This window comes from Planotetraspora phitsanulokensis (assembly GCF_016863295.1).
GTDB classification, from domain to species: domain Bacteria; phylum Actinomycetota; class Actinomycetes; order Streptosporangiales; family Streptosporangiaceae; genus Planotetraspora; species Planotetraspora phitsanulokensis.
Map to the genome: position 1 here is coordinate 209,411 of NZ_BOOP01000022.1, position 23,611 is coordinate 233,021.

Consider the following 23,611-nt stretch of genomic DNA (forward strand, 5'->3'; position numbering starts at 1 on the left):
AGCGAGGCTTTCAGGTGCCGGGAGTAAGGAAGACCGATGCTCGATCTGCGCCGATTGATCCTGATCTGCGAGTTCGCCCGGCGCGGGAGCATAGCGGCGACGGCCACATCGCTCGGGTACAGCGCCTCGGCGGTCTCCCAGCAACTCGCCGCGCTCGAACGGGAGGCGGGTGCCGCCCTGCTCGACCGGACGTCCAGAAGCGCCGAACTCACCGACGCGGGATGGCGTCTCGTCGACCACGCCCAGCGGATCCTCGCGATGGTCGAGACGGCCGAGTCGGACCTGTCGGCGCACACGGCCACGCCGTCCGGACGGGTGGTGGTCACCGCGTTCCCCACCGCGGCCGTGGCCTTCGCGCCCGCGCTCGCCCGCTCGCTGCGGCGTCACCGGGAGTTGTCGCTGCGGCTGCGCCAGAGCCGGTCCGGGCGCGGCATGCGCGAGGTGGAGTCGGGCGAGGTCGACATCGCCCTGATCGACGACTGGTGGGGGCGGGTGCGCCGTGACACCTCGGTGCGGACGTTTCCGCTGCTCGTGGACCCCTTGGTTCTCGTGGTGCCCCGGCGGCACCCCATGGCCGATCCCGGCGTGCCCATCGACCTGAGCGCTCTTCGTGAGGAGCCGTGGATGGCCACGCCGGACGGCGAGCCGTCCCGGACCGCCGTCGACCGCCTCCTGGCCGCGGCCGGCGGAGCGGCCCCCGTCGCGTGGGAGTTCGAGGGTCTCGGGACCATCCTGAGCCTCGTGGCCCGGGGGATCGGGATCGCGGCGGTGCCCGCACTGGCGCTCGCCGCGGGCGTCCGGGGGGTCGCCGTCCGGGATCTGCCCGGCGAGCCCATCGAGCGGCACGTCTACGCGGTGGCGAGGGAGTCGAGCGTGCACCGGCCGTCCGTCGCCGCGACGCTGCGGGCGATCCACGTCGCCGCGCGTTTCCTGGTGACCGACCTCGGGCACCTGCGCGGGCACCGGGAGGACGGCGACCCGGGAACCGAGCCCTCGGACGACGCCGGAGGATCACCCGTGTGACAGATCACCGGGCGGAGTACGTTGCAGTGACGGGTCCACCCTCCCGAGTCATCCGGCACCACCAGCACCCGACGTACCCCTGACGCAGAGGACGACGATGTCGAGATTCACCGGTAAGTACGCGATCGTGACGGGCGCCGCCCAGGGCATCGGAGCCGCTGTAGCGCGACGGCTCGCGTCGGAGGGCGCGGCCGTGGCCTGCGTCGACTACACGGCCGACCGCTGCTCCTCGACGGTCGAGGAGATCACCAAGGCGGGCGGCACGGCCGTCGCGTTCGGCTGCGACGTGTCCGACAGCGGCCAGGTCGAGGCCCTCGTGCCCCAGGTGATCGGCGAGTTCGGCCGGGTCGACGTGCTCGTGAACAACGCGGGCATGACCAGGGACAACCTGCTCTTCCGCATGTCGGAGGACGACTGGGACCAGGTCGTCGACGTCAACCTCAAGAGCGTCTTCCTGCTCACGCGAGCCGTGCAGAAGCACATGGTCGACCAGCGGTCGGGCGCCGTGGTGAACCTGTCCAGCCGGTCGGCCCTGGGCAACCGCGGACAGGCCAACTACGCGGCGGCCAAGGCCGGCATCCAGGGCCTCACCGCCACCCTGGGGCTCGAACTCGGGCCCTTCGGCATCCGGGTCAACGCCGTGGCGCCCGGGTACGTCGCGACCGCGATGACCGAGGCGACCGCCTACCGCGTGGGGTCCACGCCCGACGAGCACCAGGCCGCCGCCTCCTCGGTGATCCCGTTGCGCCGGGTGGCCCGGCCGGACGAGATCGCCTCCGTCGTGGCCTTCTTCGCCTCCGACGACGCGTCGTACGTCAGCGGTCAGACCCTCTACGTGAACGGCGGGGGCCGCTGACCGGCGACGGGCGCGGCGTCCGCGTCGGCGTCTTCCTCATCGCCGCGGGCTTCCCCGGCATGACGCCCGGCGAGGTCCTGAGGAACACGGTCGAGGCCGTCGTGGCCGCCGAGCGTGCCGGGTTCGCCGACGCGTGGATCGCCGAGCACCACTTCATGTCGTACGGCGTCTGCCCCTCGGCCACCACGCTGGCGGCCGTCGCGCTCGGCCGGACGACACGGATCACCGTCGGGACGGCGGTCAGCGTGTTGTCGACGTGGCATCCCGTCGCTCTCGCGGAGCAGGCGGCGATCCTCGACCAGGTGTCCGGCGGCAGGTTCCGCCTCGGGGTCGGCCGGGGCGGGCCCTGGGTCGACCTCGAGGTGTTCGGAACGGGCCTGGACCGCTTCGAGTCCGGCTTCGGCGAGTCGCTCGACCTGCTCTGCTCGGCGCTCGGCGGTGACGCGGTGTCGGCGGACGGGGCGTTCTTCCGGTTCCGCGAGGTGCCGTTCGTCCCCGCCGTGCGGATGTCGCCCGTCGTGGCGTGCACGTCGGCCGCGGGAGTCCGGCTCGCCGCCGACCGGGGGTTGCCCATGCTTCTCGGCATGCACATCGACGACGAGGAGAAGGCCGCGATGCTCGACGGCTACCGGGCCGCGTCGGGGGAGCCCCGGGAGCCGGGGCACGTCGCGGCGGCCGTCGGCTACGTGGCCGACTCGACGGCCGGGGCCGTACGGGAGATGAAGGAGTCGCTGCCCCGGTGGCTCGGTCCCGGGCTGGCCGGATACCGGCCTGTGGACGAACGGCCGCCCCCGAGCCGCGATATCCACAAGTATGTGGATAAGTTGTGCCGGATTCATCCGGTCGGAACGCCCGAGCACTGCGTGGACACGATCCGGGCCACAGCCGAGCGGACCGGGCTGCGCCATCTCATCCTCATGGTCGAGGGCGGCGGCGACCACGCCCGGACGCTGGAGAACATCGCCCGTCTGGGCTCCGAAGTGCTCCCCGCACTGGCGGCCGTCTGACGCGTCCCGCCCGGGTTTCGGCGCCCCGGGCGGGTGCGGCTCCCCGATGACCCGCCCGGTCGTGGCCGGGACACCGGGCGGATGCGGCCGGGACATGTCCCGGTGGACCGTTCTGTGGACACCCCCACGAACGGAGAGTCCGATGACGACACCAGCCACCCGTACCGCATCGCCCGCCACGTCATGGAGCCGAGGGGCCCGCGCGGCCGGCGCGCTCACGCTCGCGCTCGCCGGGTTGCTCTGGCTCCTGGCCGACCTCGTGGAGCCGTCGCTGGAAGGCGTGGCCTCACAGACCTGGATCGCCGAGAATCCGGGTCCCGCGGGAGTCGCGCTCACGGCCGACATGCTCGCCACTCCCTTCCTCGCCGGTGCCACGGCGCTGTGGTTGCTCCTGGCCCGGGCGCGCTCACCGCGGCTCGCCTGGACGGGGGCGGTCCTGCTGGTCTTCGGTCTGACCGGTCAGGCCGTCATCACCGGTGTCGGGCTGACGGCGTACATGGTCGCGCAGAGCGGCCATCGGGGACGGGCCGGACGCCTCGTTGCCGGGAACCGTCTTCACGGTGATGTTCTTCGCCGGCGCCTTCATCGGTATCGTCGTGATGATGGTGGCCGTGTGGCGCTCACGCGCCCTCCCCCGCGCAGCCGTCCTTCTGCTGGTCGCCTTCCAGGCGGCCGACATCGTCAGCCTGCCGTTCCCGACCACGGTGATCGCGGCCGCCGGCCTGCTGTGGATGGCCGTCTCGCTGCTGCGGGCCCGAGGCGTTCGGGCCGGGCGGCCCGCCGAGGACATGGGCGGCGGGGTCCACGCGGTGGAGCGATCGTGACATCGTCGGAGCCCGCGTCTTCCGGTCCGGCGGAGGTGGCCGCGCAGGCGGTCACCTCTCGCCGTGCCTCCCTTCGTGCCCGCATCAGTGCCGCCCGGCCCGCGATCGCCGTCGCGCTCGGCGTCGCCGCCCTCGTGGAAGTCACGCTGTGGGCCGTCCTCGCAGGGGTGAACGGGCAGAGCCTCGACGGGCTGATCGAGGAGAACGAGGTGACCGGGGCGGTCGTCGCCCTGTCATTCGCCCTGGTGGGAATGGTCGTGATACGCGCGACCCCGGGCCACGCGCTCGGCTGGGTCTTCGTCGCGGAGGGCCAGATCGAGGGGCTGTGCAACCTCGGCGCGCAGTACGCGCAGCGGACGCCGCCGTTGCCCCTCGCCGGCGGCGGCGCGTTCCTCGGAGCCTACGCCTGGCTTCCTGGAGTGATGCTCGGGATCGGCGTCATCACTCTGCTGTTCCCCGACGGCAGGCCCGTCCTGCCTCGGTGGCGTCCGCTGGTGCGAGTGGCCTGCGCTTTCGCCGCGATCGGGACGCTCGCCGTGTTCCTGTGGGCCGAACCGATGCGCGCCACGTCCCCGCGGTGGCGCAACCCTCTCGCCCTGCCCGCCGAGGCGGAGCCCGCCCTGGCCGCGGTCGCCCTGGTCGCGGTGGTCGGCGCCGCGGCGTGCGGCCTCGTCGGCGTGCTCGGGCTGGTGATCCGGATGCGCCGTGCCGAGGGGCCCGAGCGCCGCCGCATCGGCTGGTTCTTCGTCTCCTTCCTCCCCGGGATGCTCGCCCAGGTCCCGGAGGTCTCGCCGGCCGTCACCGCCGCCGCGTGGGGGTTGTTCCCAGTGGGGATGGGCGTCGCCATGGTCCGCCACGGCCTGTTCGGGGCCGACCGCCTGCTGAGTCGCACGCTCGTCTACGTTGCCCTGACGGGACTGGTCGCCGGAGTGTTCGGGTTGTTCGTCGGGCTGGCGTCGAACGTCCTCGGCGGCCAGGGCACGGGCGCGGTGGCCGCGGCGGTGGTGATCGCCCTCGGGTTGTCACCGGCGAGGACACTCGTGCAGCGCGGCGTCGACCGTCTCATCTACGGACGCAGCCGTGACCCGTACGTCGTCCTCACCGACCTGGGACGGCAGTTGTCGGCCGCCATCGCCCTCGAAGACGTGTTGCCGATCATCGCGCGGACGGTCGCCGCCGGCCTGCGCCTGCCGTACGCCGCGGTCACCCTGCGCGGTGAGGACGCTCCGGCGGCGGAGTACGGCGAGCGGCCGGAGCGGCACATCGACCTGCCGCTCCGGCACGGCGGACATGAGGTGGGCCGCCTGACGATCGGCCTGCGCGAGGGGCAGCGCCGGCTCGACCCCGCCGACGAACGACTCCTGCACGACTTCGCCCGGCATGCCGGCGCCGCGGCGGAGGGGGTGCGGCTCACCTTCGATCTGCGCAGGTCCCGGGACCGGGTGCTGGTCGCCAGAGACGAGGAACGGCATCGCATCCGCCGTGACCTGCACGACGGGCTCGGCCCCACGCTGGCGGGGGTCGCGCTCGGGCTGGGTGCCGCGCGGCGCTCCGTCGGGGACCCCGGCCCTGCGGACCTGCTCGGCCGGCTGGAGTCGGAGGTGCTGGGCGGCCTGGAGGACGTCCGCAGGATCGTGGCGGACCTTCATCCGGCGGGTCTGGAGGACGCCGGTCTGGTCACCGCGCTCCGCAGGCACGCCGACAGCCTCGCGCGCCGCACCGGCGGCACTTTGAAGATCGACGTGATGACGGCCGGCGACCTGCCGCCACTGGCGCGGGTGGTCGAGGTCGCCGCCTACCGGATCGTTCTCGAGGCGCTGACGAACGTGGCACGACACGCACGGGCCCGCACCTGCGTGGTCGACCTGGGGGCGGACGCCGACCACCTGCGCCTCGCCGTACGCGACGACGGCGTGGGCGTCGAGCCGTACGTGCCCGCGGGCATCGGCCTTCGTTCGATGGCCGAGCGGGCCGCCGAACTGGGCGGGACGTGCCAGGTGCGCCGCCGGCCGGGCGGTGGCACGCTGGTCGAGGCCACATTGAGGCTGGAGGGCTGACATGCCGATCAAGGTGCTCCTCGCCGACGACCATCCGATGTTCCGGTACGGCCTGCGTGCCGCACTCGCCGACGTGGACGACCTGGTGGTGGCGGGTGAGGCGGCGGACGGCCGGACCGCGACGGCACAGGCACAGGAGCTCGGCGTCGACGTGGTCCTCATGGATTTGGACATGCCGGGGATGAACGGCATCGACGCGATCCGCGAGCTGCGCCGCCGTGCGCCCTCCGTGGCCGTGCTGGTCCTGACCATGTTCGACAACGACGAGTCCCTGTTCACGGCGATGCGGGCGGGAGCCAGGGGATACCTCGTGAAGGGCGCGGAACAGGAGCAGATCGTGCGCGCCGTCCGCGCGGTGGTCGGGGGTGAGGTGGTGTTCGGAGCCGGCATCGCCGAGCGTGCCCTCGCCTACTTCACCGCCGCGCCGGAGAGCGGCCGCGCCGCTCGCCCGCTCCCCGAGCTGACGGACCGCGAGATGGAGGTGTTGCGGCTGGTCGCCGACGGCCTGAACAACGCCGAGATCGCCCGCCGCCTGTTCCTCAGCGAGAAGACCGTGCGCAACCACGTGTCGAGCATCTTCGCCAAGCTCCGGGTCGACGACCGGTCCCAGGCCATCGTCCGGGCCCGGCGCGTCGGCCTGGGGTCGGGGGAGTGAAGGGCTCGGAGCGGCCGGAACCGGTCGGCCGCTCCGAGCGCTCGGGGTCAGCAGTCGACCAGTTCGGGCTTCTGGTTGAGGATCTGGGCGCGGGGGGTCACGAAGTCCTCGTAGGCCTCCGTCGCCGCCGGGTGGAAGACGGCCACCCGGTGGCAGTTCTGGAACGCGAGCCGGATGCCGAAGTGCCGTTCGAGGGCGCCGCGCATGGCGTCGCTCGCGAGGCACCGGAGCAGCTGGCCGCGCGCGGCCTCGTCGGGCGGGGGAACCTGGTTGTCGGCGAATTCGGCGCCCGACCGGTCCCGCTGCTCGGCCAGTTCACTGATCGTCGTCCAGGCGTAGGGCAGCGAGTCGCGGACGCACGCGATGAACGCCGCGTCGTCGACCTCCCCCGTGCGGGCCTGGTCGAGCAGATCGTTCGGAACGGTCAGCGACATGAGACTTTCTCCTCTCGGAAGGAACCTCTGGGAAGGAACTCGGTAGGAACACGGTCTCGGCGACCGGTCCGGGTCCATGGGACGAAGTGCCGTCCCGCGGCCCTGGACGACCACGCCGATCGCACGGATCGCGCGGATCATCCGGAACCGCGCGACAAACTGAGACGCTAGATCGGGCGGAGGGCGCCTCCATCTGGCCTGAAGGCGACAAGTTCATGGGGCCGCGACGGCCGGGCCGTACACGAAGCCGGGGTCGATCTGCGCGGCGAGGTCCTCGCCGGTGGCCCGGTTGGCCCATGCCAGGGCGTTGCGCAGGTGGAACTCGGCCGCCTGCCTCCCGAACTTCTCCCAGTCCTTGGGCTGCGCGTCGAGTCGGTCGGCGAGTGTGGCGAGGGCCCTGCGGTTGGCGGGTTCGAGGTCGGCGAGGGTGAACGGCATGCCCTGCTCCATGCCGCGGACGGCGCGGGAGTGCTCGAACCACGTCAGCAGGTCCTCGCCCACGTGGTCGCGCAGGAAGCGGACGTCGTCAGGCGACTGGATCTTGTTGCCCACGACCGCGACGGGGACGTCGAAGTCGGCGGCGTACTCCTGGTACTGCCGGTAGACGCTCACGCCCTGCCGAGTGGGCTCGGCGACCAGGAACGTGAGGTCGAACCGGGTGAACAGCCCGGAGGCGAAGGAGTCGGCGCCCGCGGTCATGTCGACCACGACGTACTCGCCCGGGCCGTCGACCAGATGGTTGAGGTAGAGCTCGACCGCCCCGATCTTGGAGTGGTAGCAGGCCACGCCGAGATCGTCCTCGGCGAAGGGGCCGGTCACCATGAGTGACAGACCTTCGACCTGAGTGGAGGGGAAGAAGGGGTCGTCCAGGCGCACCAGGCGGGATCCGCGGCCGGGCGGCGTCGTCTTGACCATCGACGCGGCGTCCCTGATCAGGGGGTTGTCGCCGCGGAGGTAGTCCTTGATCTCGGCGACCATGGTCCCGAGCGGCTCCGGCGTCGCCGTCGCCCCCAGGGCCAGGCCGAGATGCTGGTTGATGTCGGCGTCCACCGCGACGAGCGGACCCCGTTGTGCCGCGTATCTGGCGAACAGCGACGACAACGTCGTCTTGCCGCTGCCGCCCTTGCCGACGAACGCCACCCGCACGGTGTCCCCCACTCAATCTGGCTATGAAAACCATTACCGTTGTCTCGACGGCAATGATGACACAGAGTGACGGCGGTCGCCAGTCTGCGGCGGGGTCAGCCCGCCGTGGGGGGCGTGAAGAGGGAGATCGACTTGACGATCGTGGGCCGCAGCCGCTCCCACTGATCGGCCGTCGTGGTCCAGGTCAGCACGCTCGCGGTGGACTCGGTGGCGATGATCCTGCGGTACTGGTGGTAGGTCACGCCCTTGGCGAGGTAGGCCTGCGACCTCCGCTGCGTCCAGGTGAACTCCCAGTCGGCGGCCGTGCCGTACTCGCTGGGGGTCTCCTTGAGCCTGATCTTCCGGTACGCCGTCATGGTCGGGCGCAGGCTCACCTCGCCGCCACGGAGCTCTTGCAGCGGATCGGTGCCGGGCTGCGCGATCACCTCGACGGTGAGCTGCGCTCCGCTCCGGGGGTCGTACCACCGCGTCCCGGCGTCGACGGCCCTGCGCGTCCACCCCCGGGGCGCCGACGCCCGCCAGCCCTCCGGCGACCGGTACGACGTGAGCTTGAGCGGCTTGACCGGCTTCGGCGACGCGGACACGGCAGGCGACCGGGACGCCGAGGGGGACGCGGTGGCCGCGAGCGGGGTCCGCGACGGGGCCTCCGACCCGGGCCGCAGGACGGCCCAACCGCCGACCGCTCCCGCGACGAGCACCGCAGCGGCGATCCCCGCGATCAGTCGGGTACGGCTCCGGCCGCCGGCGCGTGCCGGGACGGGGGCCACGACCTCGAGTTCCGCGAGCGCGTGCTCGGCCGCTTCGGGGGACGACCGCCTGCGCGGTTCCCGCATGAGCAGCCCCCGGACGACCGCGCCGAGCGGGTCGGCGACGTCCTGCGGAGTGACGCCCGGCGGTCTCCCCGTGACCGCGAGATGGATGGTCGCCCCCAGCGACCACAGGTCGGAGGACGCCGTGGGTGCGCCGCCGTTGGCCCGTTCGGGGGCGAGGAAGGCGGACGCGCCGCGGGTGGCGCTGACCGGGTTGCCGTGCGCGGGCGACCGCTCGGGACCCGACCGGCTGAACGCCGGGTCGGCCGCCAGGGCGCCGGTCGCGAAGTCGGCGAGCAGGACTCGGCCGTCGTGGCCGATCAGGATGTTCGCGGGCCGCACGTCGCCGTGCCGCACGCCCGACGCGTGCGCGTAGGTGAGCGCGGACAGGACGTTCCGCGCGACGGTCGCGGCCCGTTCCGGTGTGAGCGGCCCCTCGCTCGCGACGATGCCGTCGAGCGAGCGGGAGCGGACCAGTTCCATGACGAGGTAGGTGGTGCCGTCCTCCTCGGCGACGTCGTGGACGGCGGCGATGTTCGGGTGGCGCAGCCGCTCGGCCTGACGCGCCTCGCGGGCCAGGCGCTGGGTGAGCTCCGCCTTGCGGCTCTCGCGCAGGTCCGGAGGGAACAACACCTGTCGGACGGCGACGGCCCGGTCGAGGAGGGTGTCGTGCCCCTCCCAGACGATCCCCATGCTGCCTTGGCCGAGGGCACGTACCAGCCGATAGCGCTTGACGATCAGTTGCCCCGCAGCACCCATCATGCCTGCCTCTACACCCGGGCAAATATCACAGCATGCGGGAGTCTTCCATAATTAAAGGGGCGGAAGGGAACCACTCGCGATATGCGCGAGAGTGATCTCGGACAGGGTCGACTGCTCGTACTCGCGCAGGGCGACCCACACCTCCGCGAGGGGCTCCGCGACCCCGGGGAAATGCTCGCTGTCCTGCGAGACCCCCTCCACGACGACGATGACGTCGGCGAGGCTGATGTCCGTCGCGGGCCGGGCCAGCCAGTAGCCGCCGTCGGGGCCGCGCTGACTGTTGATCAGCCCGGCGCGGCGCAGCTGAAGAAGAATGTTGTCCAGGAACCTGCGGGGGATGTCCTGCGCCTCCGCGATCCTCTCCGCGGGCACGGGACCCGGGGGCGCCGCCGCGAGTTCGGCGGCGGCGCGCAGGGCGTACTGCGTTCGGGCCGAAAGCCGCATCTGTTATGCGCGTCGCGTCACACGGCGGCCAGAGTCAGCGAGCGGGCTCCGGGGACGGGCCGGACGTTGACGACGTCGCCCGGCGTGAGGGCCAGTTGGTCGGCGAAGCCCCGCGTCACCTGGACCCACGCGTCCCTGCCCTCGACCGTCAGCTCGACCCGCACCTCGAAGCCGAGGCGCACGACCCGGGAGATCGTGGCGGCGGTGCCGCCCTCCACCGGCTCGGCGCTGATTTCGATGTCGTGCGGGCGCACCAGGTTTCCGCCGATCTCCGTGACCGGCCCGAGGAAGCGCATCACGAACGGGTCGGCGGGGTTGTCGTACACCTCGGCCGGGCTGCCGACCTGCTTCACCTCGCCGTCGGCCAGCACCACGATGGTGTCGGCGACCTCGATCGCCTCCTCCTGGTCGTGGGTTACGAACACCGTGGTCACGTGGACCTCGTCGTGCAGCCGGCGGAGCCAGGTGCGCAGTTCCTTGCGCACCTGCGCGTCAAGCGCGCCGAACGGCTCGTCGAGAAGGAGGACCTCGGGCTCGACGGCGAGCGCCCGGGCCAGGGCCATGCGCTGGCGCTGGCCGCCGGAGAGCTGCGACGGGTAGCGGTCGGCCATCTGCTCCAGGTGGACGAGTTCGAGCAACTCCATGACGCGCCTGCGGATCTCGTCCTTGGGGCGCTTGCGGATCTCCAGGCCGAAGGCCACGTTGCGGAACACCGTGAGGTGTTTGAAGGCCGCGTAGTGCTGGAAGACGAAGCCCACGTTGCGGCGCTGCGGGGCCAGGCGTGTCGCGTCCACTCCGGAGATGCGCACCGTCCCGGTGTCGGGCTGTTCGAGCCCGGCGATGACGCGCAGCAGCGTCGACTTGCCGCCGCCGCTCGGGCCGAGCAGCGCGGTGAGCGACCCGGACTCGACGTCGATCGAGACGTCACGAAGGACGGGCGTCGTCCCGAACGACTTGTTCACGTCGCGTACTTCGATGGCCATGGTCAACCCTTCGGGCGCAGGAGCTTGGTCAGGAGCAGGGTGATCACCGCGATCAGGGCGAGCGCCGTGGCGGCGGCGAAGGCGGCCGGCTGGTCGAAGTTCTGGAACCGCTCCTCGACGAACAACGTGAGCGTCTGGGTCTGGTCGACCAGCCGCCCGGAGACGACGGCGACGGCGCCGTACTCGCCGAGGGAGCGCGCGAGGCACAACACGACGCCGTAGGCGAGCGCCCATCGGATGCCGGGAAGGGTGATCCGGAGGAAGGTCTGCAGGGGGCTCGCCCCGAGCGTGTGCGCGGCCTGCTCCTGCTCGTCGCCGAGCTCCTCGAGGACGGGCACCACGGCCCGGACCACCAGGGGCAGCGCCACGAACACCGTGGCCAGCACCATGCCGGGAGTGGAGAAGATGACCTGGACGCCCCAGCTCTCCAGCAGACCGCCGACCGGGGCGAACTTGCCATAGACGAGGATCAGCGCCAGGCCGACCACGACGGGGGACACGGCCATCGGCAGGTCGATGAGCGCGTTGAGCAGCCGCTTGCCGGGGAAGCTGTGCCGTACGAGCAGGATGGCCGTGCCGATGCCGAAGACCGTGTTGGCCGCCACCGCCCACAGCGCGACGGTGAGCGTGACCTGGAAGGCGTGGACGGCCGAGGCCGAGGTGAGCGCCTCGGTGAAGGGACCCAGGCCGTCCCCGAAGGTCCGCCAGATGATCAGGCCGACCGGCAGCACCAGCAGGAAGAACAGGTAGGCGATGGCGATCACGCGCAGACCGTGCTTAGCCACGACGGCTCCCCCAGCGCTGTAAGAGGTCCAGCGAGACCAGGGCGACCAGCGCGACGACGAGCAGGACGGTCGAGATCGCCGCCGCGCCCGTGGTGTTGTCGCCCTCGATCTGGCTGAAGATGTTGACGGCCGCGACCTGGGTCTTGAACGGGAGGTTGCCGGAGATCAGCACGGTCGACCCGAACTCGGCGATCGACCGGGTGAACGCCAGCGCGGTGCCGGACAACATCGCCGGCACCAGGTTGGGCAGGATGATCCGCCGGAAGGTCTGGAACGGGCTCGCCCCGAGGGAGGCGGCGGCCTGCTCCATCTCCTTGTCGAGCTCCAGCAGCACCGGTTGCACCGTGCGGACGACGAACGGGAGCGTGACGAACAACAACGCGAGCACGACGCCGGCCCTGCTGTAGGCCAGGTTGAGCCCGAGCGGGCTCTCCGGGCCGTAGAGCGCGAGGAGCACGAGTCCGGCGACGATCGTCGGAAGGGCGAACGGCAGGTCGATGAGCGTGTCGACCACCGCCTTGCCGGGGAACCGGTCGCGGACCAGCACCCACGCGATGATCGTGCCCATGACGAGGTTGATCAGCGCCACCAGGAACGAGGCGCCCACCGTGAGCGTGAGGGCGGCCCACGCGTCGGGGGTGGTGACCGCCCGCCAGAAGTACCCGGGGCCCTGGTCGACCGACCGCCAGGCGACCACGGCCAGCGGGATCAGCACGATCAGGCTCAGGTAGAGGACCGCGGAGCCCACGCCGAGCGCGGTGCCTCCGGGTACGGACCAGCGCGAACGCGGCCGCGCCCCTCCGCCCGGGGCTCCGGGCGGAGGGGCGGGGCGGACGGCGACGTCGGTGGTCACGCGCGGATCACTTCTCCGTCGCCACGCCGAGCTTGCGCTCGATGTCGGCGACGAGACCGGTCTTGGCGTCGAAGAAGTCCTTGGTGACCTTCGGCCAGCCGCCGAGGTCGTTGATGGTGAACAGCTGCGGCGGGGTCGGGAAGGTGAAGCCCGTCACCCCGTCGATCACCGGGCGGTAGCCGTTCTTCGCGAAGATCGTCTGGGCCTCGGAGGAGTAGAGGTACTTCAGGAAGGCGGCCGCCTCCTTGGGGTGGGCCGAGTTCTTGGTCACGGCGACCGGGTTCTCGATCAGGATGGTCGAGTCGGGCACGGTGTAGTCGATCGGCTGGTTGTTCTGCTGGGCGAAGATCGCCTCGTTCTCGTAGGTGATGATCGCGTCGCCCTTGCCGCCGACGAAGGTCTGCAGCGACTTGCGGCCGCTGTCGTCCTGGACGGGCACGTTCGCGAGGAGCTTGCCGACGTAGTCGAGCCCGGCCGCCTGGTCGGCTCCCTTGCCCGACTTGGCGCCGTAGCCGGCGAGCAGGTTCCAGCGGGCGCCGCCCGAGGTGAAGGGGTTGGGCGTGATGACCTCGGTGCCGGGCTTGATGAGGTCGTCCCAGGTCTTGATGCCCTTCGGGTTGCCCTTGCGGGTCCCGATGACGGCGATCGACTTGGTCAGGAACCCCTTGGTGGCGTTCTGGTTCCAGTCGGGGGCGACGAGGCCGGCGTCGACGAGACGGGTGATGTCGGTCTCGAGCGAGAACTCGACGATGTCGGCCTTGAGGCCGGACGCGACCGCGCGGCTCTGGTCGCCGGAGGCGCCGTACGACTGGGTGAAGGTGATGTTCTTGCCCTCGGGCGTCTTCTGGTACGCCTTGATGATGTCCTCGAACGCCGCCTGCGGTGTGGAGTAGGCGACCAGCGCCAGCTGGATCTTGCCGTCCCCTCCGGCAGAGCCTCCTCCCCCGCAGGCGGTGACCAGGGTTGTGGTCGCCACGACGGCCGCCGCGATACCCCCGAGCCTGCGCACTCTCATGCCCATCTCCCTTATTCCTACTTAATAAGTCGGCTTCGTCGTCATTAAAGAGCCGAAGGTAGATTCCCGTCAAGTCGAGTAGGTTTTTGGTATCGCGCCGATCCCCGGTCACCGGGCGGCGGCTAGCAGATCGCGTCGAGGGCCTGCGGCGTCGTCGCGGAAGTCGCCGCAGGTGGCGGGCTGAGCGTGGGGGTGCGAGAGATCTGACGGGGGCGCGCGGACAACGCCTGGGCGACCCGCTTCTTGATGAGCCACCAGTCCGGGGCGGCCGTGTTGATCAGTGGGGGCACGAACGACAGGCTCCGGATCTCGGCGCCGCGCACCTTCCCCGCCAACTGGACCAGAGCGGGCAGCTGGCGCTGCGGAAGGTCGGTCCTGACGTACTGCTTGGCCGCGTCCGCGATCCGTTCGAACCCCCGGAGCACGGTCATCGCGTCGGCCTGCTTGGCCATGTCGTTGAGCAGGCACTTCTGGCGCGCCATGCGCGTGTAGTCGTCGCTACCGGTCCGCGAGCGTCCGAACCACAGCGCCTGCTCGCCGTCGAGCAGGCGCGTGCCCGCCGGGAGCACCCCGCCCTCCAGCCCGTACGGAATGTCCTGCCTGATGGCGACCCGGACGCCGCCCATGGCGTCGACGACCTGGCGGAACCCCCGCATGTCCACCATCGCGTAGTAGTCGACGGGGATTCCGAGAATCTCGCCGACCGTGCCCTTGAGCAGCGCGATCCCTCTGTCGTGCGCCTCCAGTCCCGGGCCGGTCTCCGGGTGGTCGGCGCCCCATTCGTAGACCTCGTTGAGCAGGCCCGGCGTGGTGGTGCTCGTCCCCTGGAACCCCCAGGGGAACATGTCGCGCGCGGGGCCCGGCGGCAGCGGCACGTGCTCCAGGTTGCGGGGGAGCCCGAACAGCACGGTCTGCCCGGTGCGGGTGTCGACGCTCGCCACGGTCAGGCTGTCGGTCCGCGCGCCGGGACGGTTCTTGGCCGCGTCCGCGCCGACGAGCAGGACGTTCAGCCTGGCCCGCTCGCCCCATGGGCCGTCTTCCGCCGACGCGAAGAGGGCGGTCAGCACGTCGCGCGAGACGTAGGCGATCCGGCTCGCGACCGCGAGCGGAGCGACCAGCGCGACACAGATCAGCGCGACGACGCCACTGCTGAGGCGGCGTCCGCGATCGCTCAGTTCGGCCGGCCGTACGAGGAAGTAGGAGCGTACGACGACGGCCGACCAGATCACCGCCACGGACAGCGCGGCGATGATCAGCCGGCCCAGCCACTCGGGCTGCACGAGCAACCGGAACAGGGCCGGGCGCAGCGCGGTGACCGCGGTCATGACCGTCCCGAGCAGCAACACGTACAGGGTCGCCAGGGCGAGGCCGGCCCGGGTCCGTCCGGCGATCAGATGGGCGAGGCCCCACAGGGCCGCCGAGCCCAGGGTGAGCGCCAGCACCCGGCAGACGGCCGCCCGTTCGCCCCGCATTCGCACCTCATGACCTGATCGTTGTCCGACAGGCCGGATGTGCCCAGCTCCCGGCCTTTACAGAGGCACGTGACGAGATCTTGGGCTCTACCTTGGGAAATCAGCGTCGGGGCAGGTGTCGATCACTGTGTTTACAGTGATTGTTGTGAAATTTCCGTACAACTGGTGTCGGATGATGCTAAGAAGTTGCGCGAGCAAGCCTGGCTATAGGAAGGACCGTCATGGTCGACCCTGGCTCTGACGACTCCATGGATCAGAACGGATCTTTCGTTCGGCCGTACGTCTCACGCAGCGGACCGCACGGAGTGGAGGGAGAGCAGTACTGGTCTGAGGATCTCGACGACACGGCGGATCGCCGCTCCCTTGAGGACAGCGGCGGTGATCTCCTCTCCAACGAGTGGAGACGGAAGGCCGATCGTGAACGCGTCGGCGGTGAGGACGGAGCCGCCCACGAGGCGCTCGACTCCGGTGAGCCGCGCGACGAGTGGGCCGATCGCGGCCGCGGCGAGGCCGATGGCGACTGGGACGGCCGCGATCACTCCCGCGGCGACTGGGACGGCCGGGACGACTCCCGCGCCGACTGGGACGCGAGGCGCGACGCCACCGACGAGTGGGAGGCAACCGGCGAATGGAACGCCGCCGACATGCGCGGCGACGACCCCGACGGCAGGCGGCGCCCGTATGAGGACGGCGGCGCCGAGCCGAGTGGTTTCCTCGGGTCCGGATGGCGGGACGGACCACGTCCCGGCGAGGTCCCCGAGAGCGGGCGCAAGAGCGTGCTGTTGCGGGCGGGAGCGGTCGCGGCGGTCGTGATCGGCGCGATCTGGGCGCTGGCGGCCTGGGTCGGGCAACCGTCGGCCGACCCCTGCCCGTCCGGCGGATGCACCGCGAAGCCGCCGGCCGCCTCGGCGAAGGCCACGGTCGTGCCGGTCGACGACCCCGCCACGTCGGAGGAGGCGGATCCGGGTGACGTCCTGACGCCGGTGACGCCCGTGACGACGGCGACGCCGAAGGCCACCCCTCGCACCACGGCCTCACCGAGTGCCACCGTCACCAAGGCCCCGGCCTCGCACAAGCCCACGGCCACTCCCACGGCTCCCCAGACCTCCACACCGGCGGCGCCCAAGCCGACCCCCACCCCGAAGCCGACGCGGACGACGGCGACCCCGACGCCCAGCCAGAACGGCGGCGGTGACGACAACGGTGGCGGCGGCCTGTTCGGCTGGCTGTTCTGAGCCGGCTGTTCCGGGCCGGAGCTGACTGTTCTGGACTGACTGTTCTGGGCCGGACTGTTCCGGGCCGGCTGTTCTGAGCTGACCGTTCTGGGGACGCGCGCGGTCCTCGACGCGAGGGTCCGCGCGTCCCTCGGCTGCCGGGACGCCCCGACGTCCAGCGCCGGAAATGTGATCGCCCGGCCGAGCATCGTGCTCGGCCGGGCGATTCGTCGTCGGTGAACCTTTGGTGATCCGTTCCGGGCGGGGTCCCGTCCGGGGCGTGGCCCGTCCAGGGGCGCGGACCGTCGAGGGGCAGGGTCCCCGGCTGAGGAGCGGTCCGTCCAGGGGCCCTGTCTCAGGTATCCGGTCGCTCAGGAGGCCGCGCAGGTGTCCTGGGTGGCGTCGAAGCCGTCCACGTCGTCCAGCGACTTGGGCGACTTGAGGCCCGCCCAGTCCGCTCCGACGACCAGGACGAGCGACTCGGTGTCGGTGTCGTGCACGGCCTGGGTCTTCGACTTCTTCAGTTCGCCGACCAGGCGCGGCGCCCGGCTCTCGCCGTTGGGCCCGTACTTGACCAGCGTCTTCTTCGACGGCTTCTTCGCGGACGCGACCTTCACGACGTGGTAGCCGCGCTGCTCGAGCTGCGCCGCGACCTGTGGGCCGAGCCCCTGCCGGCCCGAGCCGTTCTGGACGATGATCTGGACCTGCGACTTGGGGATCTTCTGTTCGCCGCTCTTGACGTTGTCGGCGATCTGGTCGGCCGCGACCATCTTGAACAGGCTGTCGGCCTGGGGTTCGACCCATTCCACCCGGCCCGGGTTCGAGACCGAGTAACGCCAGGGCGTGGTCACGAAGCGGATCTGCCCCGCGGTCAGGCCCTTGGCGCTCATCGCGAGGTCCTTCAGCACACCCACGGTGAGGTCCGGGTCCGTGGTGATCGACTTCGTCATGGCGTCGAGGAAGCCGAACAGCGTCTGGGGGTTGGTCAGCGTCTCGCCGCTCATCGCCTTCTTCGCCATGGAGGCGAGGAACATCTGCTGGCGCTGGATGCGGCCGATGTCGGATCCGTCGCCGATGCTGTATCGGGCTCTGACGTAGCCGAGCGCCTGCTCGCCCTGGAGCGTGTGCTTGCCCGCGGTCAGGTGGAGCAGCGCCTTGGTGTCGTTGATCGGCTGCGGAAGGCACACCGGCACGCCGCCGAGCGAGTCCACCATGGACTTGAAGCCGGTGAAGTCGACCTTGACGAAGTGGTCGATGTGGATGCCCGTCAGGGTCTCGATCGTCTTCCAGGTGCAGGCGATGCCGCCGGAGTTGAACGACTCGTTGATCATCCCGACGTGGGGGTGCTGCCCGGTGAGGCCCTTCTTGGCCGGGCAGGAGGGCAGCTGGACGAGAGAGTCACGGGGGAAGCTGATCAGGACGGCGCCGTCCCGGTCCGGGGAGATGTGGGCGAGGATGATGGTGTCGGTCCGCTCCCCGACGAACTTGCCGTATTTCGCGTTCGAGCCGTTGCGCTGGTCGGAGCCGACGATCAGGACGTTGAGCGCCTGGCTGATCTTCGCCGGCCGCGTGCCGAGTTCCTGCGGGGTCACCTGCTCGTGCCGGACGTTGCCGCTCAGCTTGAAGTATCCCGAGACCACGAAGCTCGACGCGCCGACGAGCACCCCGAGCACCGCCGCGAGCACCGTCCACAGCCAGGCCCGCCATTTCGGCACGATACGCGGTGCCGCCGGCGGATCCTCTACTGGTGGCGCGGGCCGGACGTCGACGAGACCCACTCTTCATGACTCCTGAGGTTCGGACCTGGGCTTACGCCCAAATCGAGAGCCAGCGCGGCAAACCGGGGCAAGTGTAGCGATGGATTCTGAGTGTTCGCTTCCAGCCACCGGCACGCAGTTCGCGAGCGGTGTTCACGCCCCCGCTTTCCTCTTTATAGATGCGAGTGCGAGGCGAAAAGTTGTGAAAAATGCCGAGAAATCCAGTGATGATTGTTGCGATGACCGGGTGGTCCGCGTCGCTTCCGGGTGATCGCTCCGTGCGACGGAGGGCACGGGACCTGGAGTCGGTACCGCGGATGCTCGACCATCTACCACTCACTCCTCCCTGCCGCCTGCTGGACCGTCGCGGTGGGGAGGGCCGGGCCCGGCGCGGGCCCGCCTGTTCCGGAGGGTGGGGAGCCATCCCTGACTCGTATGCGAAACGGATGAGTCGGCGATGACGCTAGCCGTCCACGATCTCGTGATCGGCGACTTTTCGCTGCTTTGGTGAGCGGAGTGTTGTTCTCTTAATCACGGGCCGGTGCGGTGCCGCCCGGAGAGGTGTGCCGCCGCCGTCCCAGGCCTCCGCCGTCGGAGCGGAGGTGTCGTCTCCCACAGTTCACCCACCACCCGAGTCCTGTGCACCCGGGCGTTGTTAGGCTCGGACCTCACTGTGCCCGCCCCGGGGCACATCCGCCGGCCATGAGGGACAGAAGCACGTGGATCCGCTCTCCAACCCGATCAAGGACTATGCGTGGGGCTCCCGGACGGCCATCGCCGGCCTGACCGGCAGGGCGGCCGCCGGCCCCGAGGCCGAGATGTGGCTGGGGGCGCACCCGTCGGGTCCGTCGCGCCTGGTGCGGGACGGCGCCGAGACGACCCTCGACCAGGTGGTCGCGGCAGATCCCGTGGGCAGCCTGGGTGAACCGTCCATCGAGCGGTTCGGGCAGCGCCTGCCGTACCTGATGAAGCTGATCGCGGTCGACCAGCCGCTGTCGCTCCAGGTGCACCCCACCTCCGAGCAGGCGGCCGAGGCCTTCGCGCGGGGGGACTCCAACTACTCCGACCCGTGGCACAAGCCCGAGATGATCTGCGCCCTGACCCCGTTCTCCGGTCTCGCCGGATTCCGGCCGGCCGCTCAGTCGGCGATGCTGGTCGAGCGGCTGCAGGTGGAGGCGCTGCAGCCGGTCGTGTCGCGCCTGGCGGCCGACGACGTGCTCGGCGCCCTGCGCGTGCTGCTGGAGTGGCCCGGCTCCAAGCGTGAGCTGGTCGACACGATCGTGTGGGCGGCGGCCTCGGTCCACCTGGCCGACTACGAGCTGGTCTGCTGGCTGGCCCGGCAGTACCCGGAGGATCCCGCCGTGCTGGCGCCGTTGCTGATGCACCGGCACGAGCTGGCTCCGGGCGAGGCGCTCTACCTCGGGGCCGGCGTGCTCCACTGTTACCTCGACGGGTTCGGCGTCGAGATCATGGCCGGGTCGGACAACGTCCTCAGGGCGGGTCTCACCGGCAAGCGGATCGACGTCGAGGAACTGCTGCGGATCACCGTGCCGGACGCCCAGCCGCTGCAGGTCGTCCAGGACGGCGACGCCTATGTGCCGCCCGCCCGCGAGTTCCTGCTTCGCCGGATCACCTCCGGCGACGGTCACGTCCTCGACCGGGCGGTGGCCAGGATCGTGGTCTGCACGGAGGGCGTCGTGACGGTCGCCCGGCAGGACGCGGAAGTGAAGCTGCACCCCGGAGAGTCGGTGTTCGTGCCGGCCTCGGACGGTCCGGTCGAGTTGTCCGGCGACGGGACCGTGTTCAGCGCCGAGCCCCAGGTGTAGGCACAGACGTGAGCGCGGGTGTGAGCGCGGGCTCCGCCGCCCTCGCCTGAGGTGGCCGGACACCCCTTCGGTCCTGACGCCAAGCGTCGCGGACGGTAAGCATCACGGAGATTCACGCTGGGTGATGTTTGTCCCACTCTCCGTGAGTTCGACCATGGTCCGGGGTAGGAAGTCACTCATCGTCATCCGGTGCCCGTTGGAAGGGGAGCCATGGGACGCTTGAGGGTCTTCGGCGTGGGGGTAGCGTCGCTCAGCGTCGCCGCGCTGTCCGCCGCGTGCATGTCCGGGGGAGAAGCGGACGAAAAGGCCGCCGCGGCTCGCGCCAAGGCGAGGAACATGGCCGCCGCGGCCTCGGAGAAGAAAACCGAGACCGAGGTCGCGGCCAAGGCGAAGGCCAACGAGCTGGGTCAGATCCCCGTGATCATGTATCACCGGATCATCAAGAACCCGCCGCCCGGCGACGACCGCACGCCCGAGCAGTTCCGGGCCGAGCTGGAGCGCCTGGCCAAGGAGGACTACGTCCCGATCACCGCGGCCGAGTACGTCACCGGCAAGATCGGAATTCCGGCGGGCAAGCATCCCGTCGTGCTGACCTTCGACGACTCATCGCCGTCGCAGCTCACCCTGGACGGCATGGGCAACCCGAAGCCCGACACCGCCGTCGGCATCCTGATGGACGTGGCGAAGAAGCACCCGGGCTTCCGGCCCGTCGCCACCTTCTACGTGATCCGCGACCTGTTCGGCATGGCCAAGCCGGAGGAGCAGACCCAGGTCCTCGAGTGGCTCAAGGACCACGGTTTCGACATCGGCAACCACACCCGCGACCACCTCAACCTGCTCGGCAAGCCGGAGAAGGAGGTCGAGGAGCAGATCGGCGCGGGGCAGAAGCTGGTCACCTCGCTGATCAAGTTCTCTCCCGTCACGCTCGCCCTGCCGTACGGCAACCAGCCGCACGACAAGAAGTGGGCGATGAAGGGATCGGGAGCGGGCGCGAGCTACGACTTCCGCGGCGTGTTCCTGGCCGGCTACACCCCGGCGCCCTCTCCGTACACGAAGGACTTCGATCCGGTGGGCATCCCGCGCATCCGATCCAAGGAGAAGGTCGGCGACTGCGTGAAGTTCTGCTCCACCGCGTGGCTGGACTGGCTGAACGCCAACGCCACCGACCGCTTCACCTCCGACGGCAACGCCAGCACCGTGGCCTTCCCGAAGTTCAAGGCGCCCTTCGTGGCCGCGCCCTACGCCACCCGGGCCCTGCCGTACTGACCGGGACCCGGCCCGGCCGACCCGTCCCCGCCGATTCGGCGAGGGCGGGTCAGCCCGCGTCGCCCGTCCGGCGGCGGCCCTCCTCGAGGAACGCCGCCAGGGCTCCGGTCTCGGCGAGGTCGCCCAACGGCCGGGCGGCGCCGAACGGCATGTTCCAGAAGTCGCCCTCGCGAGGACGCCAGGGCCCGACGTAGGCGTAGGGCTCGTCGATCGCCGAGTCGCCGAGGGAGACGCCGTAGTTGACCTCGTCGAGGGTGATGGCGAGATCGAAGTGCTCCGGCCAGAGCACGGGAGCCATCTCCTGACCGGCCGCGGAGGCCAGGCGGCGAAGCTCGGTGTCGCCCCTGGCGAGGCAGTGCGTCAGGTAGGCCGCGGCATCCGCCTCGACGTTCACGCTCTGACCCGGATCGGCGCCCGAACCGTCCTGGTAGAGCCCCTCGGGCGCGCCCGCCTCGACGCCCGCCGCCTCCGCCAGCGAGGCGTAGGTGACCCCGTGGAGTGGCAGCATGTCTCCGGTCTCGGTGATCAGCGAGTCGCCGTCGACGCGCAGGTCGGGTGTGGAGACGGTGGCGAACCCTCCGGCGACGACGCGCAGCCGGATGGTGCCGCTCGTCCGGTACTGGGGGCCGGCCATGATCAGCTCGGCCACGCCGTGCAGCGCCTGTCTCGTCCGCGTGAGCCCGGCCGGCACGCCTGCGGAAGGGGTCGCGGATGAACCGTCGTCTCGCATTGTCTTCTCCTTCAGGCTCGGGCCGGGCCGCGTCGTCGCACGTCGCGTCCGGGCGTCCCGACGCCCCGGGGCCGATCGAGCACCGCAGCCCTTCTACGACTAGCCTGCGGGCATGGACGACGACGCCTCCACCCGCCACAGGGTAACCGCCGCGACGGAGGGCCCGGCCATGGGCGGCGCGGGCCGGTGACCGCGACCCCCCAGTCCGGCTCCGAGCCCGGTTCCCAGGTCACGGCCGATCTACGCGGGCTGACCCCCAGGCTCATCGGGCCGGAGATCGTCGCCGTCTTCTCCGTGTCGCTCGGCGCCAGCGCCCTGTTCGCGCTCATCCGCCTGATCGGCGCGCTGACCGCGCCCAAGTCGCTCAGCGGGCAGCAGGCCCTCCTCATCGGATCGCTCGCGCCCGGCAGGCCCTGGCTGGACCTCACCCTCCAGGTGGCCGAGATCACCGTGAACGTGGCCCCCGTCGGGCTGGTCGCCTACCTGCTCGCCCGGTCGGGCGAGTCCATGCGGACGATCGGCGTCGACCTGCGCGAACCGGGCCGTGACCTGCTCAGGGGCGCCGCGCTCGCGGCGGCCATCGGCGGCTCCGGCCTGGCCTTCTATCTGGTGGCGTTCAGCTCCGGGATCAACCTGAACGTCGTCCCCGAGTCGCTGCCCCCCGAATGGTGGCGGGTGCCGATCCTGCTCCTCGGCGCCGCACAGAACGGCGTGCTCGAAGAGGTGCTGGTCGCCGGATACCTCCTGCACCGGCTCGCCCAGCGCGGCTGGTCGCCCTGGCGTTCGGTGGTCGTCGCGTCGCTGCTGCGCGGCTCGTACCACCTCTACCAGGGCTTCGGCGGATTCATCGGAAACGTGGTGATGGGCCTGATCTTCGGGCGGCTCTACCAGCGCTGGGGACGGGCGACGCCCCTGATTGTCGCCCACACGCTGATCGACTCCGTGGCCTTCGTCGGATACGGCCTGCTCCGCGGCAAGGTCTCCTGGCTCCCCTGACGGCCGCCCTGACCCTCCGGAAAACTCATGAAGTCGGCTTGCGCCAATCGGCCGACGTGAGACCATGTGGGACGTTATGCGCGCCCGGTTACCCCTTCGTCTCGCGCGATCGGCGTTCTTCGCCATCGTGTGCGTGATGTTGGCCGTCGGTGCGCACCGGCTGGGTGGCGGATCGATCCCCTCGTTCACGACGGCGCTGGCGGCGGGAGCCGTCGTGCTGGCCGTCGCGGCGGGCATGGCCGGACGTGAGCGCAGCGCCTCCACGATCAGCGTCCTGCTGGTGGTCGCGCAGGCGTCCCTCCACGAACTGTTCGACCGTACGGCCCCGGCCGCCGCGTCGGCGCTCCCCGCCGTCCACGCGCACGGCGGCCTCGGCGTCGACCTGGGCATGATCATCGCCCACCTCACCGCCACGCTGATCACCGGCTGGTGGCTGGCCCGCGGTGAGATCGCGTTGTGGTCGCTGCTGCGCCGGGCGGGCGCGCGGGCCACGGGCTCGTTGCGCGCCCTCCTCGCGGTCCTGTCCCGGGAACCGGCGCCGGTCCTGCCCCGGTCCTTCGGCTTCCTCTCCACCGTCTCGCGTGTCCGTCCCGGCCGGGTGCTGCTCCACGCCGTCACCCGGCGCGGACCGCCCCGTCCCGCCGCACCGCGCCTTCTCGTGCGCGCCGCCGGGACGTCTTCCGCGTGATCTCCGCGA

23 protein-coding genes are annotated in these 23,611 nt (G+C 71.0%); 11 read left to right on the plus strand and 12 right to left on the minus strand.

Annotation, left to right across the window (positions count from 1 at the left end):
* Window positions 1–36 precede the first annotated feature (36 nt).
* The 3 genes from Pph01_RS24800 (at window position 37) to Pph01_RS24810 (ending at window position 2,886) form a co-directional block, all read left to right on the plus strand.
* Window positions 37–1,023 (plus strand): LysR family transcriptional regulator, encoded by a 987-nt coding sequence (locus Pph01_RS24800; protein ID WP_204075544.1) that lies wholly within the window; start codon window positions 37–39, stop codon window positions 1,021–1,023.
* Between the two features lie 97 nt (window positions 1,024–1,120).
* The gene (gene fabG, locus Pph01_RS24805) at window positions 1,121–1,879 is read left to right on the plus strand and encodes a 3-oxoacyl-ACP reductase FabG (RefSeq protein ID WP_204075545.1); all 759 of its coding nucleotides are present in this window, start codon (window positions 1,121–1,123) and stop codon (window positions 1,877–1,879) included.
* Window positions 1,880–1,938: 59 nt separating this feature from the next.
* Window positions 1,939–2,886: an LLM class flavin-dependent oxidoreductase gene (locus Pph01_RS24810; protein WP_204075546.1), complete on the plus strand. Its 948-nt coding sequence runs from the start codon at window positions 1,939–1,941 to the stop codon at window positions 2,884–2,886.
* A 406-nt stretch (window positions 2,887–3,292) separates the two neighbouring features.
* On the opposite strand, the gene Pph01_RS24815 is transcribed toward Pph01_RS24810, so the two are convergent.
* Entirely contained in the window at window positions 3,293–3,445 is a 153-nt protein-coding gene (locus Pph01_RS24815; RefSeq protein ID WP_204075547.1) for a hypothetical protein, read from the minus strand.
* Between the two features lies 1 nt (window position 3,446).
* On the opposite strand from Pph01_RS24815, the gene Pph01_RS24820 reads away from it, so the two are divergent.
* From Pph01_RS24820 to Pph01_RS24830, 3 genes are read left to right on the plus strand one after another with little or no spacing between them, the layout of a single operon-like run.
* Window positions 3,447–3,710, plus strand: coding sequence for a hypothetical protein (locus tag Pph01_RS24820; protein ID WP_204075548.1), 264 nt, complete (start codon window positions 3,447–3,449; stop codon window positions 3,708–3,710).
* A complete protein-coding gene (locus tag Pph01_RS24825) occupies window positions 3,707–5,767 on the plus strand; it encodes a sensor histidine kinase (protein WP_204075549.1) in 2,061 nt (686 codons plus the stop codon). Before Pph01_RS24820 ends, Pph01_RS24825 begins: the two co-directional genes overlap by 4 nt.
* 1 nt (window position 5,768) lies before the next feature.
* On the plus strand, window positions 5,769–6,422 hold the full coding sequence (locus Pph01_RS24830; protein WP_204075550.1) for a response regulator: 654 nt from the start codon (window positions 5,769–5,771) through the stop codon (window positions 6,420–6,422).
* A gap of 47 nt (window positions 6,423–6,469) precedes the next feature.
* Here Pph01_RS24830 and Pph01_RS24835 read toward each other — a convergent pair whose 3' ends face one another.
* The 9 genes from Pph01_RS24835 to Pph01_RS24875 form a co-directional block, all read right to left on the minus strand.
* The gene (locus Pph01_RS24835; RefSeq protein ID WP_204075551.1) at window positions 6,470–6,856 is read right to left on the minus strand and encodes an SCO5389 family protein; all 387 of its coding nucleotides are present in this window, start codon (window positions 6,854–6,856) and stop codon (window positions 6,470–6,472) included.
* Window positions 6,857–7,069: 213 nt separating this feature from the next.
* Entirely contained in the window at window positions 7,070–8,002 is a 933-nt protein-coding gene (locus tag Pph01_RS24840) for an ATP-binding protein (RefSeq protein ID WP_204075586.1), read from the minus strand.
* A 95-nt stretch (window positions 8,003–8,097) separates the two neighbouring features.
* Complete coding sequence (locus Pph01_RS24845) at window positions 8,098–9,573, minus strand: serine/threonine-protein kinase (protein WP_204075552.1); 1,476 nt, start codon at window positions 9,571–9,573, stop codon at window positions 8,098–8,100.
* A 51-nt stretch (window positions 9,574–9,624) separates the two neighbouring features.
* The gene (locus Pph01_RS24850) at window positions 9,625–10,017 is read right to left on the minus strand and encodes an RrF2 family transcriptional regulator (RefSeq protein WP_204075553.1); all 393 of its coding nucleotides are present in this window, start codon (window positions 10,015–10,017) and stop codon (window positions 9,625–9,627) included.
* A 17-nt stretch (window positions 10,018–10,034) separates the two neighbouring features.
* Window positions 10,035–11,000 (minus strand): sulfate/molybdate ABC transporter ATP-binding protein, encoded by a 966-nt coding sequence (locus tag Pph01_RS24855; RefSeq protein ID WP_204075554.1) that lies wholly within the window; start codon window positions 10,998–11,000, stop codon window positions 10,035–10,037.
* A gap of 2 nt (window positions 11,001–11,002) precedes the next feature.
* A complete protein-coding gene (locus tag Pph01_RS24860) occupies window positions 11,003–11,785 on the minus strand; it encodes a sulfate ABC transporter permease (protein ID WP_204075555.1) in 783 nt (260 codons plus the stop codon).
* A complete protein-coding gene (gene cysT, locus Pph01_RS24865) occupies window positions 11,778–12,638 on the minus strand; it encodes a sulfate ABC transporter permease subunit CysT (RefSeq protein WP_204075556.1) in 861 nt (286 codons plus the stop codon). Before cysT ends, Pph01_RS24860 begins: the two co-directional genes overlap by 8 nt.
* Before the next feature lie 7 nt (window positions 12,639–12,645).
* Window positions 12,646–13,653 carry a sulfate ABC transporter substrate-binding protein gene (locus Pph01_RS24870; protein ID WP_204075557.1) on the minus strand — a complete coding sequence of 336 codons (1,008 nt, stop codon included), beginning with the start codon at window positions 13,651–13,653 and terminating at the stop codon, window positions 12,646–12,648.
* Window positions 13,654–13,775: 122 nt separating this feature from the next.
* Window positions 13,776–15,125, minus strand: a complete 1,350-nt coding sequence (locus tag Pph01_RS24875; RefSeq protein ID WP_204075558.1) for an LCP family protein — start codon at window positions 15,123–15,125, stop codon at window positions 13,776–13,778.
* Between the two features lie 221 nt (window positions 15,126–15,346).
* Between Pph01_RS24875 and Pph01_RS24880 the strand changes: the two genes are divergently transcribed.
* Window positions 15,347–16,360, plus strand: coding sequence for a hypothetical protein (locus Pph01_RS24880; RefSeq protein WP_204075559.1), 1,014 nt, complete (start codon window positions 15,347–15,349; stop codon window positions 16,358–16,360).
* Between the two features lie 350 nt (window positions 16,361–16,710).
* On the opposite strand, the gene Pph01_RS24885 is transcribed toward Pph01_RS24880, so the two are convergent.
* Window positions 16,711–18,117 (minus strand): LCP family protein, encoded by a 1,407-nt coding sequence (locus Pph01_RS24885; RefSeq protein ID WP_204075560.1) that lies wholly within the window; start codon window positions 18,115–18,117, stop codon window positions 16,711–16,713.
* A gap of 698 nt (window positions 18,118–18,815) precedes the next feature.
* Between Pph01_RS24885 and manA the strand changes: the two genes are divergently transcribed.
* Window positions 18,816–19,922 carry a mannose-6-phosphate isomerase, class I gene (gene manA, locus Pph01_RS24890; protein ID WP_204075561.1) on the plus strand — a complete coding sequence of 369 codons (1,107 nt, stop codon included), beginning with the start codon at window positions 18,816–18,818 and terminating at the stop codon, window positions 19,920–19,922.
* A gap of 210 nt (window positions 19,923–20,132) precedes the next feature.
* Window positions 20,133–21,188, plus strand: coding sequence for a polysaccharide deacetylase family protein (locus Pph01_RS24895; RefSeq protein ID WP_239116983.1), 1,056 nt, complete (start codon window positions 20,133–20,135; stop codon window positions 21,186–21,188).
* A 49-nt stretch (window positions 21,189–21,237) separates the two neighbouring features.
* Here the strand turns inward: Pph01_RS24895 and Pph01_RS24900 are convergent, their stop codons facing one another.
* Complete coding sequence (locus Pph01_RS24900; RefSeq protein ID WP_204075562.1) at window positions 21,238–21,918, minus strand: hypothetical protein; 681 nt, start codon at window positions 21,916–21,918, stop codon at window positions 21,238–21,240.
* Between the two features lie 186 nt (window positions 21,919–22,104).
* Here Pph01_RS24900 and Pph01_RS24905 point away from each other — a divergent pair, with 186 nt between their 5' ends.
* Both Pph01_RS24905 and Pph01_RS24910 read left to right on the plus strand, forming a co-directional pair.
* The gene (locus tag Pph01_RS24905; protein ID WP_239116984.1) at window positions 22,105–22,914 is read left to right on the plus strand and encodes a CPBP family intramembrane glutamic endopeptidase; all 810 of its coding nucleotides are present in this window, start codon (window positions 22,105–22,107) and stop codon (window positions 22,912–22,914) included.
* Window positions 22,915–23,050: 136 nt separating this feature from the next.
* Window positions 23,051–23,602 (plus strand): MFS transporter, encoded by a 552-nt coding sequence (locus Pph01_RS24910; RefSeq protein ID WP_239116985.1) that lies wholly within the window; start codon window positions 23,051–23,053, stop codon window positions 23,600–23,602.
* Window positions 23,603–23,611 lie beyond the last annotated feature (9 nt).

Coding starts and splice junctions, on each gene's coding strand:
- Pph01_RS24875 (WP_204075558.1), bottom strand. CDS start 15,125: ATGCGGGGCGAACGGGCGGCCGTCTGCCGGGTGCTGGCGCTCACCCTG.
- Pph01_RS24870 (WP_204075557.1), bottom strand. CDS start 13,653: ATGAGAGTGCGCAGGCTCGGGGGTATCGCGGCGGCCGTCGTGGCGACC.
- Pph01_RS24830 (WP_204075550.1), top strand. CDS start 5,769: ATGCCGATCAAGGTGCTCCTCGCCGACGACCATCCGATGTTCCGGTAC.
- Pph01_RS24800 (WP_204075544.1), top strand. CDS start 37: ATGCTCGATCTGCGCCGATTGATCCTGATCTGCGAGTTCGCCCGGCGC.
- Pph01_RS24910 (WP_239116985.1), top strand. CDS start 23,051: ATGTTGGCCGTCGGTGCGCACCGGCTGGGTGGCGGATCGATCCCCTCG.
- Pph01_RS24835 (WP_204075551.1), bottom strand. CDS start 6,856: ATGTCGCTGACCGTTCCGAACGATCTGCTCGACCAGGCCCGCACGGGG.
- Pph01_RS24845 (WP_204075552.1), bottom strand. CDS start 9,573: ATGATGGGTGCTGCGGGGCAACTGATCGTCAAGCGCTATCGGCTGGTA.
- Pph01_RS24855 (WP_204075554.1), bottom strand. CDS start 11,000: ATGGCCATCGAAGTACGCGACGTGAACAAGTCGTTCGGGACGACGCCC.
- Pph01_RS24810 (WP_204075546.1), top strand. CDS start 1,939: ATGACGCCCGGCGAGGTCCTGAGGAACACGGTCGAGGCCGTCGTGGCC.
- Pph01_RS24900 (WP_204075562.1), bottom strand. CDS start 21,918: ATGCGAGACGACGGTTCATCCGCGACCCCTTCCGCAGGCGTGCCGGCC.
- Pph01_RS24880 (WP_204075559.1), top strand. CDS start 15,347: ATGGTCGACCCTGGCTCTGACGACTCCATGGATCAGAACGGATCTTTC.
- fabG (WP_204075545.1), top strand. CDS start 1,121: ATGTCGAGATTCACCGGTAAGTACGCGATCGTGACGGGCGCCGCCCAG.
- Pph01_RS24850 (WP_204075553.1), bottom strand. CDS start 10,017: ATGCGGCTTTCGGCCCGAACGCAGTACGCCCTGCGCGCCGCCGCCGAA.
- Pph01_RS24895 (WP_239116983.1), top strand. CDS start 20,133: ATGGGACGCTTGAGGGTCTTCGGCGTGGGGGTAGCGTCGCTCAGCGTC.